Raw genomic sequence first — 15208 nt, 5'->3', positions numbered from 1 at the left:
GGTCACGTCCCGCTGAATGGTGTAACTCCAGCCGATCATGTGAGGTCGGCGAGTTGTATCGGAACGTTGTGACTATGACGCGGCCAGCGCGGTCGGCGCCAGCGGTTCGCTCATATCTCCGCTCGGCTCGCTGGTCGGTGCGGCGAGTTGGGCCATCGATCCCTCCGAGAGGTAGCGGCGGTCGCTGACCTGCCATTCATCGTGATGTTCGGCCAGCACCGCGCCTGCTAGGCGGGCGAGGGCTGCGGGGTTGGGGAAGACCCCGACGACGTCGGATCGGCGTTTGATCTCCCGGTTGAGCCGTTCCAGGGGATTGGTCGACCAGATCTTCTTCCAGTGCTGGGAGGGGAAGTCGGCGAAGGCGGTGATGTCGTCGGCGGCCTCGAGCAGCATCTGCTCCACGGGCGGGAACTGGCGGCCGAGCATGGTGGCGATGGTGGCCAGCTGGGCGCGCACGGTTTGGGCGGTGGGCTGGGCGAAGATGGTGCGGATCGCGGCGGCGACCATCTCGGCCGACCCCTTCTGGACACGGGCCAAAACGTTGCGCACGAAATGAACGCGACACCTCTGCCAGGCAGCGCCGAGGAAGACGGCCCGCAGCGCGGCGACCAGGCCGGCGTGCGCGTCGGAGATCACCAGCTGGACACCGCCCAGGCCGCGGGCCCTCAGCGAGCGCAGGAACGCGGTCCAGAACGCGCCGTCTTCGCTGTCGCCGACACAGAAGCCGAGGATCTCCCGGCGGCCGTCGGCGGAGACGCCGGTGGCGATGACGACGGCCTGGGAGACGACCCGGTGGTTCACCCTGGCCTTGCAGTAGGTGGCGTCCAGGAACACGTACGGGAAGGCCGTGTGAGCGAGCGGCCGGTCCCGGAAGGCGGCGACCTCGTTGTCGAGGTCGGCGCAGATGCGGGAGACCTGGCTTTTGGAGATCCCGCTGTCGGCGCCGAGGGCTTTGACCAGGTCGTCGACGCTTCGGGTGGACACGCCTTGGAGGTAGGCCTCCATCACCACCGCGAAGAGGGCTTGGTCGATGCGGCGGCGGCGTTCCAGCAGGGAGGGGAAGAACGACCCGGACCGCAGTTTGGGGATCTTCAGTTCCAGGTCTCCGGCTGCGGTAGTGAGTAGCCGGTCGCGGTAGCCGTTGCGGTGGGTGGTGCGCTGCTCGGTGCGCTGGTGGGGTGCGGCGCCGATCACCGCGGTCGCCTCTGCTTCGATGAGTGCCTGAAGCATGGCTTGGAGCGCTTGGCGGATGACGTCGTCGGCGTCGGCGGCTTTCAAAGACTCCAGCAGGTCGAGCAGGGCAGACTGGTCCAGAGCCATCGTGTGGTGTCCTCCGCGAGAACCTTTGGTCGGGAACTCGCTGACGGTCACACGATGGCTCGTCCCATGTCCGGGGCTTGCTTTGTCAGCTTGGAGTTACACCACCCGAGGGGACGTCACCCAGGTTGATGACCAGCAACAGCGTGTCGGTGGCCACCATGTAGCGGAAGAGCTGAGCCGCTACTGGATCCGGCCCGACATCGCCTACCTGCCTGTCCGGGATATCGATCCCTTGAAGTTCGCGCTGGTGTGGTAGGCCGAGGCGGAGAACGACATGATCCGCGCCTTCGCCCAGACCGTCCGCGACCTCGGTCCCGGAAGTGGGTGGGCAAGTACAACGCGGTGCTCAAGAAGCGCAAGTGGTGGCGATCGAACGCCCGGCTTGACGCGTTGTTCGTCGAGGGGGCACTGCACGAGGGCGTGCTCGAACGTAACCATGAGAACTTCGGATGGAAGCCGGAGCACAAGCCGATCAACCTGACCGGCGCCCCGACGGTCTACCTGCCCAGGCCGGAGCGCCAGCCACCGACCGGTGACTGGTTCATCGCGCAGGCGACCTACGAGGACACCAAGGGCCATGAGCGCCCGCACGTGCTCGCGTTCTTCCGCTCCCCTGGGCAGTCCTTCAGGCTGGCCGTCGCGACCCCGATTCACTGGGGCCAGCGGATGCCCAAGCCGCTGCTCGACGCCGACGGCTACGTCACTGACATGGACAACGATGTGGCGCGGGCCGTGACCGAGGAGTACCGGAACTTCTGGAACGGAGAGAGGAAGAAGGAGGGCGACTCCGGCTATCGCCTGGCCAAGAACAGTTACAGCCGCAAGGCGTTCCCCGCGGTCAACAAGGGGTTGTATGTCGGGTTCGCCGGCCACGGTTCCGTCTTCGGCTTCCGTACGGCGGGTGGTGGCTCGTTCTTCCTGTTCGCCCTGCTCAACGACTCCAAGAGCGTCAACAATGTGCTGAGCGAGGCGCTGCTCGTGCCCAAGAGCAGCAAGACCATCCAGGAACTCGGCGCGAACTGGTTCTCCTGAAGTCGTCAGCGCAGTCCGCCTCGGGCGTTGCGCTTGTCGTCGAGGGAGACGTGAGCGTAGATCATCATCGTGGCCTCGATGTCTGCGCGTGCGTGGTGAAGCGATGCCGGTCGAGCAACCCGGTCTCCAAGGTCGCGAAGAAGCTCTCGGTCACCGCGTCGTCGAAGCAGCCGGCGACAGTCCCCGTGGACGTCCGGACGCCTGCTGGGCCTGCACCGCCGGCTGAACGGCAGCGACGTATGCTGCGCCCCTTGATCGCCTGCAAGTCACGGCGGGTCAGCTCACGCCTGCGGCGCCGACGCACTTCTTCGAGCGGGCGGCGCATCAGCCGGGCCACTCGCTTGCGCCCGATGCGCACGGTTTGATCATCTTCCCGGTGACTCGCTACGGTTAGACGCTTTGACCGCTTCACCCCCCAATGAGATGGCCATGCGTCGCTACCGTTTCGGCAGGATCGCCACCCTGATCGCGCTCGGCTACCTCACCGTGGTCGCAGTGCTGGGCGCCTTGGCACTGACCACCGCCCAAGGTGACCTCCTCTGGAAGATCGTCACCCACGACTCCGGCATGGACTGGTTTCTCGGCCCCCGCGAAGAAGCCCTCACCGTCCCGTGGGGGCTGACGGTCGTCCTGATCCTCATCGGAGCGCTTCAGGCGTGGGCCCTGTGGCAGGTGCTGCGCGGGCGCGTCAAGGGCGAGCTGGCACACCGGGGCAGGAAGGTCGGCCTGCTGCGGCTCGCCCTGTATCTCGGCATCGGCTATGGCCTGATCAGCATCGCCGGCGCGCCGCTGGTCCACGCATGGAAGATCTACTGGGTCTGGTCGGTGTGGATCGCCTCCGGCTGCGTGCAACTGGCCATCGTCTGGCTGTTCTTCCTGGTGCTCCGGGACACCGTCTCCCGCAGGCTACGGTTGTTCTCCCTCATCGTCGGAACCATCGCCGTCGTGAGCAACCTCGGCCGGGAAATCACCGACCTCTTCGACCTGTACTCCGCCGGGCAGATCTTGACCCTGGCCGGAGGGTACGGCTACGCCTGGCAGGCGTGGTCGGTGTCGATCCTCATCGCCCAGGCCAAGGATCCCCGCTGGAGCACGGCGACCGTCCGGATAGGCGTCATCGCGCAGGTGGTATCGGCCCTCCAGCCCTCCGGGATGGTCTCGTTCGGCGACAGCGGGTTCCCCAGCATCCTCACGGTCTACACCCTCCTCGGTGCTGTCAGTGTCTTCGGGCTGGTGTGGAATGCCAGGACCGCCCACGAGCTGACGGCCCCCCTTCCCCAACCGGGCGCGGGACACGTGCCGGTACGGCCGGCGGCCAGGTGGTGGCCGTTGGCCACCGTGCCCATCGCGCTGCCGCTGATCCCCGCCGCCGTCAACTTCGCACACGGCAAGTATCACTGGATCGGCCCCAGAGGCGTGATCGAGCAGTTCGTCCGCGTGGACGGAGGCAGCGGGAACGCTCTGACCTGGCTCATCCTGGACGTCTTCGTCGGCGTAGGCGGCCCCACGCTGCTCATCCTGGCCGCTGTCCTGCGCCGGACCCGCCGCACCCTGCGGTTCACAGCGCTGACGCTGATCATCGCCGCGGCCCTGGGCTTCGCCAGCGCGCTCACGGCAACGCCCCTGCCGGAGAACTTCGACGGCTTCTACGAAGGCGCACAGATCTACCCGGAGAGCCTGTTCACCGAGAAGCACGCCGGTGAGATCTTCCTCGGCATCTCGCCGGCGTGGTACAGCGCCGCCCTGCTCGCCTCCGCCCTGCTCCTGACGTTCCTGTACCCGACCCCGCTGGCCCAGCGCGCACACCGCCGTATGCTCCTCCTGGCCCAAGTCGTCACGCTGGTCGCGCTCGCGTTCGCGCCCGTGGCGGACCTGGCCCGCGGCCCGGTCACCGCGGCCGAAGACTGCACCTCACGCGAGGCATGGACGGGTGAGCCCGAGGAGCCCAAGCTCACCCGGGACCAGCGACTCGTGTGCTCCCTCCGGCGGGGAAACGTGATCAAACTCGCTGCCGCCACGCCTGACGCCATGGTCCTCGCCCACGCCCGCTGGCTGTGCGGCATCTACACCCGCAACGATCCCCAGGAGGTCGCCCGCCTCCAGACGACGCAGGGACTGACGCGCGACGCTCTGACCTACCCGCTCGCAGAGATCTGCCCCAGCGCGGACGCCGTGGTCAAGGCCGCGGCCGCCGAACAGGACCGGGAGATGCAGGAGTGGGAGGCCGACGCGCAACGCATGTGCGACTCGAGCCCGCCCCACCGCCCGCTCATCAGACCGGCCAAGGCGATCCGCATGAAGGAACCCCAGTGGACGGACTATGGGGTCGTGGAGGCGTACGAGCCGACCGAGGACGACGGGGACCCGTACGAGGACGGCCTGCTCGACAAAGCTCAGGACGACGGCCTGGTAGCCGCCCTCCCCGGCCACCTGATGATCCTGACCCACTCCGACTACGACCTCTGCGTCACCTTGGAGACCTACACCCGCCGCCCGCCGGTGGAGACCAAGGGCTGGGACCACGTCGCCGAGGTCGGCTACGAAAGCCCCACTGGCGAGATCGTGCTCAGCGACGATCTGAGCGGAACCGGATTTCCCGACCTGTCACTCAACGGCCGGGCGGGTCACTACCGGATCCGCGTGCACTACGACTGGTTCAAGTGGAAGGGACCGCAAGGGGGCGGCCAACGTCTGCTGATCATGGCGTTCCCCGGGAAGGGCGACAAAACGGTCACGTACCGCAAGCCGCCTCGGCGGTGACACGCCTCAGTCCTGTCCTGGCGTGACCACCCGCTTGCCGATCAGCATCTTCAGGGGCGGGCCGAGCCACACGCCTGGTGGCCGCGTCATGGTCACAACGTTCCGCTACAACTCGCCGACGCCACATGATCGGCCGGAGTCGCACCACTCGACGGGACGTGACCCGCACCCAGCTCATGGGGCCCATTCCGATCACCGGGACGGGCCTTTCTGATCTCCATACAGCAGTCCTGTACACCCTCATGGGCGTGGGGAGGACACCGGTCTCCTGGTCGCCGTATGGCACTGGGCCCGCACCCTCATGACGGTGCAGGCCCAGCGCGGTGGTGTCACTTAGGTGACACCGGGGTCAGTTCACTTGATGACTGCGAGGGCGTCGACGACACCAGCGCCGAAGAAGCTGTTGTCGCCGTCGGAGCCGGTGCAGGCCGCGGTGTTCTGCGGGCACGGCTTGGATACGGCCCGAGCCTTGAGCTCGCTGATCATCTCGGCCGGCGTCCAGGACGGGTGCGCCGACTTCATCTGCGCCATGACGCCGGCGACGTGCGGGCTCGCCATCGACGTACCGCTCTTGGTGCCGTAGCCGTCGGCCCCCGTCCGGGTGTTCCACGTCGTCGAGTAAATCGACGAGCCGGGAGCCGCGACGTCGATCTTGCCGAGGCCGTAGTTGGAGAAGGACGACCGGACGCTGTCCAGCGTGGTGCCCACCCGCTGCAGGGATGCGACCGTCACGACACCGTCGAACTCGGCCGGGATGTCGCTGCAGCCGCTGTTGATCGTGCGCACGGTCGGCGTCGGCGCGTCGTTGGGGCTGCCCTTGTCCACGGTCTTGTTGGCCATGTCGTAGTTGGAGTTGCCCGCCGCGGCGACGTGGACGACGCCCTGCTTGGTGGCCCACTCCACGGCGCGCCGGACGGCCTCCTTGCTGGCGGCCTGGTCGGGCTGGTCGTCACACCAGAACTCGAACGGGTCGACGTAGTAGGAGTTGTTCGTGACGTCCATGTGCTTCAGGCCCGACCACATGAAGCCGCAGATCGCGTACTCCGGGTAGATGAACCCGTCGTTGTTGACGACCTTGACGGCCGCCATGCGCACGTTCGGCGCGACACCCACGATGCCGATGTTGTTGCGGGCGGCGGCGATGGTGCCGGCGACGTGCGTACCGTGGTCGCTCGTCGTCGGGCGCCAGGCCAGCGGCGTCTGATCCGGACGGCCGACGTTAGTGCAGTTGACCGAGTTCGCGACGTCGATGTTGTCCTTGAGGTCCGGGTGCGTCGGCGAGATGCCGCTGTCGAGCACCCCGACGAGGACGTTGGGGTTGCCGTCGGAGATCGCCTGCGCCAGCGGGGCCTTGATCATTTGCATGTCCCACTGGACGCCCTCGTTGGGGTCGAGGCCCTCACCAGGCTGCGGGTCGGACGGGATGTCGCCGTTGTCCGGCTTCTTGGCACCCTTCTTGTACCCGTTGGCACCGGGGCCCCACGGCGGGGCCAGGTCGGTCGGCGTCCCCTCGGAGACCCCGGCCGTGCGGGTGGCGCCGACGGAGGCGACCGCGTTGCCCCCCTTGGCGGTGACGTTCGCGCGGAAGGCCGCGCGGTCGGAGTGGGCGATGACCACGCCGATCTGGGGCCAGGACTGGACGACGACGCCTCCGGCGGCCTCGACCGCGCGTTCAACGAGACGAGTTTGGCCGGGGTTGGCGATCCGGGCGTTGACGACGTAGCTCATGAGCATCCCGTCGGGGATGTCCACGTTGACCGGTGTCGACGTCGGCTCGTCGGTGGTGGCCGCGCTGGCCGAGTCGGTCACGCCTCCAAGGAAGGCGGCACCTACCATGGCGAACGCCGCAGCGGTGGCCGCGAGGCGTCGCTTGGGCAGGGCAAGTTGCATGCGTTGCTCCTTGAACGGTGGGGCCGCGGCACCCGTCGCCGCGGTCTGGCTGGCCCCGATTCCGAAGGCCCGAAATCGCCCTGAATCCAGCCTTTAGGGTTGGTTGGTGACCGTAACAGCTTGTTCATGAATTGTTCAAGAGTTCACCAAGTGGAAGGGCCGGCCGGATCGACCCGCCGGCCGACGATCAAGCGCACGAGATGGTCATCTTCCGAGCGGCGCTTCGGGCTTCGTGTGCGCCGGTGGGAGTGATCGGGCGCCAGGGGCGCAGGATCGGGGTATGCGGGCACCCTCGACCCCGAGTTGTGCTTGGCATCCGAAATGTGAGACTTGTCAGGTTTCTTTCCTGGTTCACCTTCGCTCCACGCGAGCGAAGCAGACCGTTTCACCTGCTGTGGTTTCTGGGATGCGGCAATCGCCACTCTAGAACCACCTGAAACGGCAGAAACATGACGCGCATCAGCGCACCACGAACACCTACCTGGCCCGGTGCGATCACGGCGATCGCACTCGCCGCCGGCGCACTGATCTGTGCGCCGGCTTCGCCTGCCTCTGCGGCCGGCGAGGATCGGCCGACGTACCTCAGCAGGTCCCTGTACACCGGCGAGTTCCACGCGCACACCTCCGTGAGTGACGGCGCGGAACTGCCGCCGGACGCCTACAAGCACGTCCGGCACGAGACCGACGCCGACTTCTTCACGGTGTCCGAGCACGACGTCATGTGGGACATCCGCAACGGCGACGACTTCGTCGAGAACTGGCGGGACGCCGACTCCGCCGAGTGGCGCTACCTGCACGAGAGCGCCGCGAAGTTCAATGCCGACCAGGACGACCTGGTCGCGGTCCCGGCGATCGAGAACACCTGGTACGACGGCACCGGCCACATCAACGTGTTCAACAGCGACTGGCACGTGACGGCGCGGGCGACCGAGAAGGGCAGCGTCGACGGGTACGGCAACGCGTTCGGCACCGGGGACATGAAGTACGACTACTTCACGTTCCTGGCCCGCCTCAAGCAGGACCCGGACGCGATCGGCCAGTTCAACCATCCGTCCACCACGAGCAAGGGCGACTTCTTCGGCTTCAAGGGCCTTGACCCGGCCGCCGACGACCGGATGGAGCTCATCGAGGTCAAGTCCACCGATGCGGTGAACGAGTTCCAGAAGGCGCTGGACGCCGGCTGGCACCTGGCCCCGGTGTGGAACGGCGACGAGCACTCCGCGAACTGGGTGTCCGGGAACCCGTCGATCACCGGCGTGTGGGCCGAGGGCCACTCCCTGGACGCTCTGTACACGGCGATGCGGGACCGCAGCCTCTACTCGACGGCCGACGTCAACGCGGTCCTCGCGTTCGGCGGCAACGGCGAGATCATGGGCACGGTCCTGCCGGGCGACACCACCGGCCTGGACGTCGAGCTCCGTCTCGCCGACCCGGACGCCAAGGACTCCTTCACCTCCGCGCGCCTCATCACCAACGGCGGCGCCGTCGCCCACGACTTCGGCAAGATCAGCGGCAACGGCCTGACGCTGAAGACCACGCTGGACGTCCGGGACGGCGACTTCTACTACGTCCGCGCCGACCAGGCCGACGGCAACTTCCTGGTCTCCGCCCCGATCTGGATCGGGAAGACCACTCGCGGCGCGAACTACGCCCCGCGGATCACCGTGTCAGGCGACTTCCCCGCCACCGCGCGGTACGGCGACACGGTCACCCTGCCGCAGGTGACGGCCACCGACGACTCCGGCACCCAGCCCACGATCACGGTCGAGGTGTTCGACTCCGCGGGCGAGGTCCCGGTCTCCGGCGGCGCCTTCCGGATCCGCTCGTACGACGACGCGTTCGTGGTCGTGAAGGCGACCGACAACCTCGGCAACACCAACGCCGAGCTGCTCCGGATCCAGGTCTCCCAGAAGGCGCCGGACCCGGCGGGCGTGTTCCGCTTCGGCAGCAACACCTCTGTGGGCGAGGTGCCCGGTGCCGCCGGCATCGCGGTCACCACGGATCGCGACGTCGAGCAGGTCTACGCGCAGGTCATGCCCGAGGGCTCGGACGACTGGTCCAAGGCCGAGGTGCTGACCTCGACGAACGACCGCCCGTACGAGGTCGACACGGTCGGCAACGACGAGCCCGTCCACCAGCACTCCATCACGGGCCAGACGCTGCGCTCCCACGAGTTCCGGCTGACCGGGCTGAAGGTCGGCACGACGTACCGGTTCCGGTTCGGCGTGGCGCGCGACGGCCGCGCCCCCGCCCCCGCCGACGAGTCGGCCTGGACCGGCGTGCGGGGCAGGTTCCTCGCCGGCGGCGCCAAGGGGGAGCCGGTCTACATCCTGGGCGACATCCAGGTGCCCGACGGGAACGCCGACGACCTCTCCCTGCCGGGACGGGTGCTCGACCGGCTGAAGAGCCGGACGCCGGGCGGCGGTACCGTGATCCAGATCGGCGACCTCGTCGACCGCGGCGGCCGGGGCGAGAAGTGGGCCGAGATCCACGACTCCCTCCTGTCCGAACTCGACCTGCAGTACGCGGGCCTGGTCGGCAACCACGAGACCTACGAGGACCTCGACTACGACGCGGTCGGCAAGCAGCCGAGTGCGATCTTCACCAACATGTTCGCGCTGCCGGACAACGGTGTGATCGGCGAGAGCAACTACTCCTTCGACCGCGGTGACATCCACTTCTCCGTGCTGAACTCCAACGTGCGCCTCGACGAGCAGCTCAAGTGGCTGGCCGACGACGTGCGCGCCTCGCACGCGACGTGGAACGTCGTCGTCGGGCACTTCTCCTACTACGGCGGCCAGCACGCCGACGACGGCGGCATGGACATCGGCCGGGAGAAGGTCACGCGCGTGCTCGACCAGCTCGGCGTCGACCTGTACGTCGGCGGGCACGACCACGTCTACAAGCGGTCCACGATCTACGACGGGCGCTTGGCCGCGACCCCCGAGGAGGAGGCCGCGGGCACCGCGTTCGTGACCATGGGGTCGTCCGGCCCGAAGTTCTACGACAACCAGCGGTTCTGGTGGGACGACAAGGTCTTCGACGAGAACGTCCAGATGGGCGGTGTCCTGAAGGTGACCGACGTCGGCCTGCGGCTGTCGACGTACACCGTCGACGGGCGCCTGGTCGACGAGGTGACCGTCGCCAAACCGCACGGTTCCTGGAAGGTCTCCTCCGCCGAGATCGAGAACCGTGAGCTGAAGGGTGTGGGTCTCCTGTCCTCCCCGGGCAGCCTGGACAAGGTCACCGTCATGGCCGCGACGTACGACAACTCGCGGCAGCGGATGATCGACGTGCGCACCCTCGACGTCACGCTCGACCACCGCGGTCGCGAGCAGTACGTCCGCTTCGACACGCCGTTGCCGGTGGCGCCGAGCTCGACGGTCAAGCTGTTCACGTGGGACTCGCTGGCGACCGGAAAGCCGCTGCGGCCGGCCGTGACGCTGCGCGAGGGCCTGACCGGTGAGGGCAGCGAGAAGTCCCCGTACCTGATCGACTCGCCCGACGACCTGGCCAAGGTCGACAACGACCCGGCCGGTCACTACAAGCTGACCGCCGACCTGAACCTGACCGGGCTCGACCGTGCTCAGATCGGCCGTACGACCACCTTCACCGGCGTCTTCGACGGCGACGGGCACACCGTCTCCGGGTTGGCCGCCCTGGCCGACCAGGGGCCGGGCCTGTTCGCCGACAACCACGGCACGATCGAGGACCTGGTGGTCCAGGGCGACGTCACCACCGACCGTTCCACCGCCGGCCTGGTCGCCGACCAGAACCACGGCACGATCCAGCGGGTCCGCGTCGGCGGGTCGCTGACCGCGAACAGCTACGTCGGCGGCATCACCGGCCACCACTTCGGCACCGTCCGCGACAGCGTCTCCACCGTGAACGTACGCGCCACGACCCAGTACGCCGGCGGTGTCGTCGGCGTCTCCGTCGGCGGGTCGGTCACCGAGAACGTGCTGGCCACCGGTGCGGTCCTCGCGAGCGGCTCGTCCGCGGGCGGTGTGGCCGCCTACGGCTACACCGACACCCAGGTGCGCCACACGGTCGCGTTGAACGCGAACGTCTCGGCGTCGAGCTACGCGCACGCCATCGTCGGTCGCGTCTACACCGGACAGACCGCCACGCTCGAGGACAATCACGTCAGCCGGTCCGTGCCGATCAGCGGGCAGTCGCTGACCGACCCGCCCGCGGCCGACAACCAGAAGGGCAACGTGGTCGCTCCCTCGGAGATCCAGCGGCAGGCCTTCTACGAGGAGCGCGGCTGGGACTTCGCGACCGTCTGGCAGTGGGACGACGTCGCCAGGCGCCCGACCCTGCGGACGGCGCCGGAGACGCTCGAGCCGGTCGCGGCGCCCGAGCTGCCGAGGGACGAGCGCGGCTTCTACGTCATCGACAGCGTCGAGGACCTGACCCTGATGGGTGAGCACCCGTCCTACGACTACGTGCTCGCCGCCGACCTCGACCTGGCCGGCACGCCGTTCACCAGTCTGCCGCGGCCGTTCATCGGCGAACTGGACGGCGCCGGCCACACCATCACGGGCCTGACCTCCACCACCGGTGGCCTGTTCGCCCAGATCTCCGGGCACGTCCACGACCTCGCGGTCCTCGACGCCAAGGTGGACACCACCACCGCTCGCGCCGGCATTCTCGCCGACAGCAGCAGCGGCACCATCGAGCGCGTGCGGGTCTCCGGGTCCGTGACCGCGGGCTCGCGTGCGGGCGGCCTCGTCGGCGACTCGCAGGGCATCGTGCGTGACGCCTACTCCACGGCGACCGTGCGTGCGCTGGCCACCGAGGCGGGCGGCGTGATCGGCGTGGCCCTGGCCGGCTCCACCACGGAGCGGGTCTTCTCCACGGGCGCCGTCACCGCGGACGCCCGCAACGACGGCGGTGTGGTCGGCTACGCCTACACCGGCACCACCATCCGCGACTCGATCGCGCTCAACCCGACCGTCACCGCACCGTCCTGGGCGCACCGCTTCCTGGGCCGTGTGCTGGCGAACAACATCGCCACGCTCGGCAACAACTGGGCGGCCGAGACCGTCGAGGCGAACTCACAGGCCGAGACCGCGATCGGCCCGGCCACGCTCAACGGCGCCACCGCGACCCGAGACCAGGCCGCCGACCAGGCCTTCTGGGCCGGCAAGCTCGGCTTCGACTTCGAGTCGGCCTGGCAGTGGGACGCCGACGGCCGGCGGCCCGTTCTGCGCGCGGTTCCCGAGGACGTCCCGGCCGTCGAGGAGCCGGCCCCCGCGGGCCCGGCCCTGAAACGCGACACCGACGGCTTCCACCTCGTGCAGAAGCCGGGTGACCTCAAGGAGCTGGCCGCGTACCCGTCGGAGCGGTTCCGCCTCACCGCGGACCTCGACCTGACCGGCATCGCCCGCATCACCCCTGCCTTCACGGGTGAACTCGACGGCGCCGGACACAACCTGACCGGGTACGCCTCCGCCGATGGCGGTCTGTTCGCCTCCGTCACCGGCCACGTCCGCGACCTGACCCTCGCTGACGCCTCCGTGCGGACGACCGCGGGAAACGTGGGCCTGCTCGCCGACCGCCTCGACGGCACCCTCGAACGCGTCGCCACCACCGGCGCGATCGTCGGCAACACCACCGTCGGCGGCATCGTCGGGTACAGCTGCGGCATCCTGCGCGACGCGTGGTCCGCGGCCGGAGTCTCGACGAGCGGCGGCCGGTACGCCGGCGGCCTCATCGGCATCGCCGGCGGCGCCGCTCAGTGCGCCGCGACCACCGGCGGCAGCCTCACCGAGCGCACGTACGCGGCCGGCCCGGTCACAGCCGCCGGCAACCAGAGTGCCGGCGGCATCAGCGGCTACGCCTACACCGGCACCACCATCCGGGACGACGTCGCCCTCAACCCGACGGTGACCGCGACCGGATGGGCGCACCGAATCGTCGGCCGCACCCTCAGCGGCGGCGCCCCGACCGTCGAGAACAACCTCGCCTCCGAGACCGTGGCCGCGTCGGTGCAGAACATCGGCGACACCGCGCCGGAGAGCTTCAACGGCACCACCGTCACCGCCGCGCAGGCCGCCGACCCGGCCACGTACACGTCGCTCGGGTGGGACCTGGAGAAGGTCTGGCAGTGGGACACCGGCCTCGCCCGACCGGTTCTGCGCGGCCCGGCGACACCCGCCGCCAAGGCGGCAGCGGCCGAACCCGCGGCCGCGGGGGAGACCGTCGCCGAGGCCGGGCGGGTACGGACCGTCGCGTTCACCACCGCGGTCCCGCCGGCGGCCGGGGCCGCCGAGACGGGCGGCATCCACCATGAGGCGGTCGTGAACGACAACGGCACCGTCACCGTGACGGTGTCCGCCGGGACCGCCGTGGCGGCGAAGCAGTTGTCGTTCCTCCTGCTGAAGGCCGGCGCCTCGACGTCGGCTCCGGCTGAGGGCGACGTCGCCCACCTCGGGGAGGTCCGTCTCGACGAGCAGGGCAACGCCACGCTGACCGTGCTCCTGAACCAGCCGGACGGGACGACCCTCGCGCTCAACACCTCCGGTGACACGGGGCGTTACGTCGCCTCGCTCCTGCCGCAGAAGCCCGGGACCCCGCGGATGAGGGTGCTCCACGACACGGTCACCGCCACGGTCAAGGCGAAGGGGAACGCTCCTGCTCAGGCGACGATCACCCTGGTCTGCGCCGGTGCGGAGAAGTGCGATGAGCAGGTCGCCGTCCGCCACGACGGCCACCCTCTCGATACCAAGAAGGTCACGCTCCAGCCCGGCAAGACCCGGGACCTGAAGCTCAACCTCCGCGACGAGGCCCGCGCCGCCCTCCTCGCCGGCGAGTCGATCACTCTGGACGTCCAGATCGGCACGGCCCCGGCGGTCCAGGTGACCGTCACCCCGTGACGTATCCACCGGAGAGGCCCCCGGCCTCTGCGGTGACTCCAGAACCTGTGGCGCCCGCAGCCTCGGCGGCGGGCGCCACAGGTCACTCCCCGAGTCGGCTCGACGGCGATGCGCGCCCGGGGCCTGGGTGCGCGAATGCCGCGCACATCCCTGTCACGGGTTGGAGAGTCGGTTGCGAGTGGCCATCGTTCGGGCCGCGGGGATGCAGCCGATCACGAGCAGGGTCAGCGCGACGTCACCCAGGACAAGGGGGCGACCCGGCAACACGAAGACGGCGACCGTGAGGGGGCTGCTGGCCGCCATCGACCAGGCCGCCCATCCCGGGATGACTCCGGCTCGGCGCAGCGCGACAGCGAGCAACACGTAGGCCACCAGATGCCCGACGATGTAGACGAGCAGGTAGCCGCCCATCACCGCATCGTTCGCGAACCGGTCCAACAGTGTGGCGTACGACCCGCTGTCGGGCAGAGCGGCCATGGCCATGGTGAGGTCGTCCAGGGCGGTCAGGGCCGAGAACGGCAGCCAGCCCACCACCGCGAGCAACCCGCCGATCGTGGCCAGCCACGGTGCCCGGGCATAGGCGAGATACGCGAGGCCGGCCGCTCCGAGAGGGAGCAGGAACGAGGCGAGGACGTACGCGACCAGGTGCACGGTGTTGGTGATCGGGTTCGCGGCGGCGTTCGCCGCGATGCTCGTCGCTCCGTCCTCATGGACGGCCGGGATGAGGATGCTGCCGACGTCGTAGCCGAGCGGTCCGCCGACGATCGCCACTGCCAGGACAAGCCGCCATAGCCGCTCATATCCCGGCATTTTCTCGGACGAATTCTCGTCGGGGGTGGACGAATCCGATGTGTGCTCATTCAGGGTCACCGGGCGGGATGAGCGCCCGGACGCGGAAGGAATCATTTCCGGTACCTCCTGGGAAACCGCCGACGTCACGATGGGAGAGCTCGCCGCCGCGCTGCTGCCGACAGCTTCCTGCTCGACCATGGGTCGCGTCGTCGGCCGCCCGGCGGCACTTCGGCTACGTGCGCCCGGGTATCCAGGGATCCCGCCGTACGTTGCCGAACGTATCCGGGGGCGAAACGCGCAGGTCAACTGGTGCTGCCGGGGTGGACCAGACCGGATTCGTCGGCGTAGGCGACCGGTCGCGCGCGATCACGGGCGGCGAGTCCGGCGATTCACCGGAAGCCGCGGATACGGGGAGCCGCGGATACGGGGAGCCGCGGATACGGGAGGTCGCGGGCTGACAGCCCAGGTCGGGTCCTACTGGGCGGGCGCGGCGTTCGCCCGAGCCGCGCGGACGGCGGCGAGGGCGTCTCCCG

7 protein-coding genes are annotated in these 15208 nt (G+C 69.0%); 3 read left to right on the top strand and 4 right to left on the bottom strand.

The window, feature by feature from the left end; all coding sequences use genetic code 11:
* Nucleotides 1-72: 72 nt before the first annotated feature.
* Entirely contained in the window at nt 73-1320 is a 1248-nt protein-coding gene (locus AWQ70_RS05760) for an IS256 family transposase (RefSeq protein WP_067171406.1), read from the bottom strand.
* Nucleotides 1321-1644: 324 nt separating this feature from the next.
* On the opposite strand from AWQ70_RS05760, the gene AWQ70_RS05755 reads away from it, so the two are divergent.
* Nucleotides 1645-2352 (top strand): DUF8094 domain-containing protein, encoded by a 708-nt coding sequence (locus AWQ70_RS05755; protein WP_067171404.1) that lies wholly within the window; start codon nt 1645-1647, stop codon nt 2350-2352.
* 64 nt (nt 2353-2416) lie between these two features.
* Here AWQ70_RS05755 and AWQ70_RS38625 read toward each other — a convergent pair whose 3' ends face one another.
* The gene (locus AWQ70_RS38625) at nt 2417-2710 is read right to left on the bottom strand and encodes a hypothetical protein (RefSeq protein WP_157529908.1); all 294 of its coding nucleotides are present in this window, start codon (nt 2708-2710) and stop codon (nt 2417-2419) included.
* Between the two features lie 71 nt (nt 2711-2781).
* On the opposite strand from AWQ70_RS38625, the gene AWQ70_RS05750 reads away from it, so the two are divergent.
* Nucleotides 2782-5112, top strand: coding sequence for a hypothetical protein (locus tag AWQ70_RS05750; RefSeq protein ID WP_067171402.1), 2331 nt, complete (start codon nt 2782-2784; stop codon nt 5110-5112).
* A 354-nt stretch (nt 5113-5466) separates the two neighbouring features.
* Here AWQ70_RS05750 and AWQ70_RS05745 read toward each other — a convergent pair whose 3' ends face one another.
* A complete protein-coding gene (locus tag AWQ70_RS05745) occupies nt 5467-7002 on the bottom strand; it encodes a S8 family peptidase (RefSeq protein WP_067171400.1) in 1536 nt (511 codons plus the stop codon).
* A gap of 626 nt (nt 7003-7628) precedes the next feature.
* On the opposite strand from AWQ70_RS05745, the gene AWQ70_RS05740 reads away from it, so the two are divergent.
* Nucleotides 7629-13883 (top strand): metallophosphoesterase, encoded by a 6255-nt coding sequence (locus tag AWQ70_RS05740; protein WP_157529907.1) that lies wholly within the window; start codon nt 7629-7631, stop codon nt 13881-13883.
* A 153-nt stretch (nt 13884-14036) separates the two neighbouring features.
* Here AWQ70_RS05740 and AWQ70_RS05735 read toward each other — a convergent pair whose 3' ends face one another.
* The gene (locus tag AWQ70_RS05735; protein WP_157529906.1) at nt 14037-14873 is read right to left on the bottom strand and encodes a hypothetical protein; all 837 of its coding nucleotides are present in this window, start codon (nt 14871-14873) and stop codon (nt 14037-14039) included.
* Nucleotides 14874-15208 lie beyond the last annotated feature (335 nt).

This window comes from Microtetraspora niveoalba (genome assembly GCF_001570405.1).
GTDB lineage: Bacteria > Actinomycetota > Actinomycetes > Streptosporangiales > Streptosporangiaceae > Microtetraspora > Microtetraspora niveoalba.
This window is presented reverse-complemented; position numbering and strand designations above follow the sequence as displayed.

Coding starts and splice junctions, on each gene's coding strand:
- AWQ70_RS05760 (WP_067171406.1), bottom strand. CDS start 1,320: ATGGCTCTGGACCAGTCTGCCCTGCTCGACCTGCTGGAGTCTTTGAAA.
- AWQ70_RS05750 (WP_067171402.1), top strand. CDS start 2,782: ATGCGTCGCTACCGTTTCGGCAGGATCGCCACCCTGATCGCGCTCGGC.
- AWQ70_RS05745 (WP_067171400.1), bottom strand. CDS start 7,002: ATGCAACTTGCCCTGCCCAAGCGACGCCTCGCGGCCACCGCTGCGGCG.
- AWQ70_RS05735 (WP_157529906.1), bottom strand. CDS start 14,873: ATGGTCGAGCAGGAAGCTGTCGGCAGCAGCGCGGCGGCGAGCTCTCCC.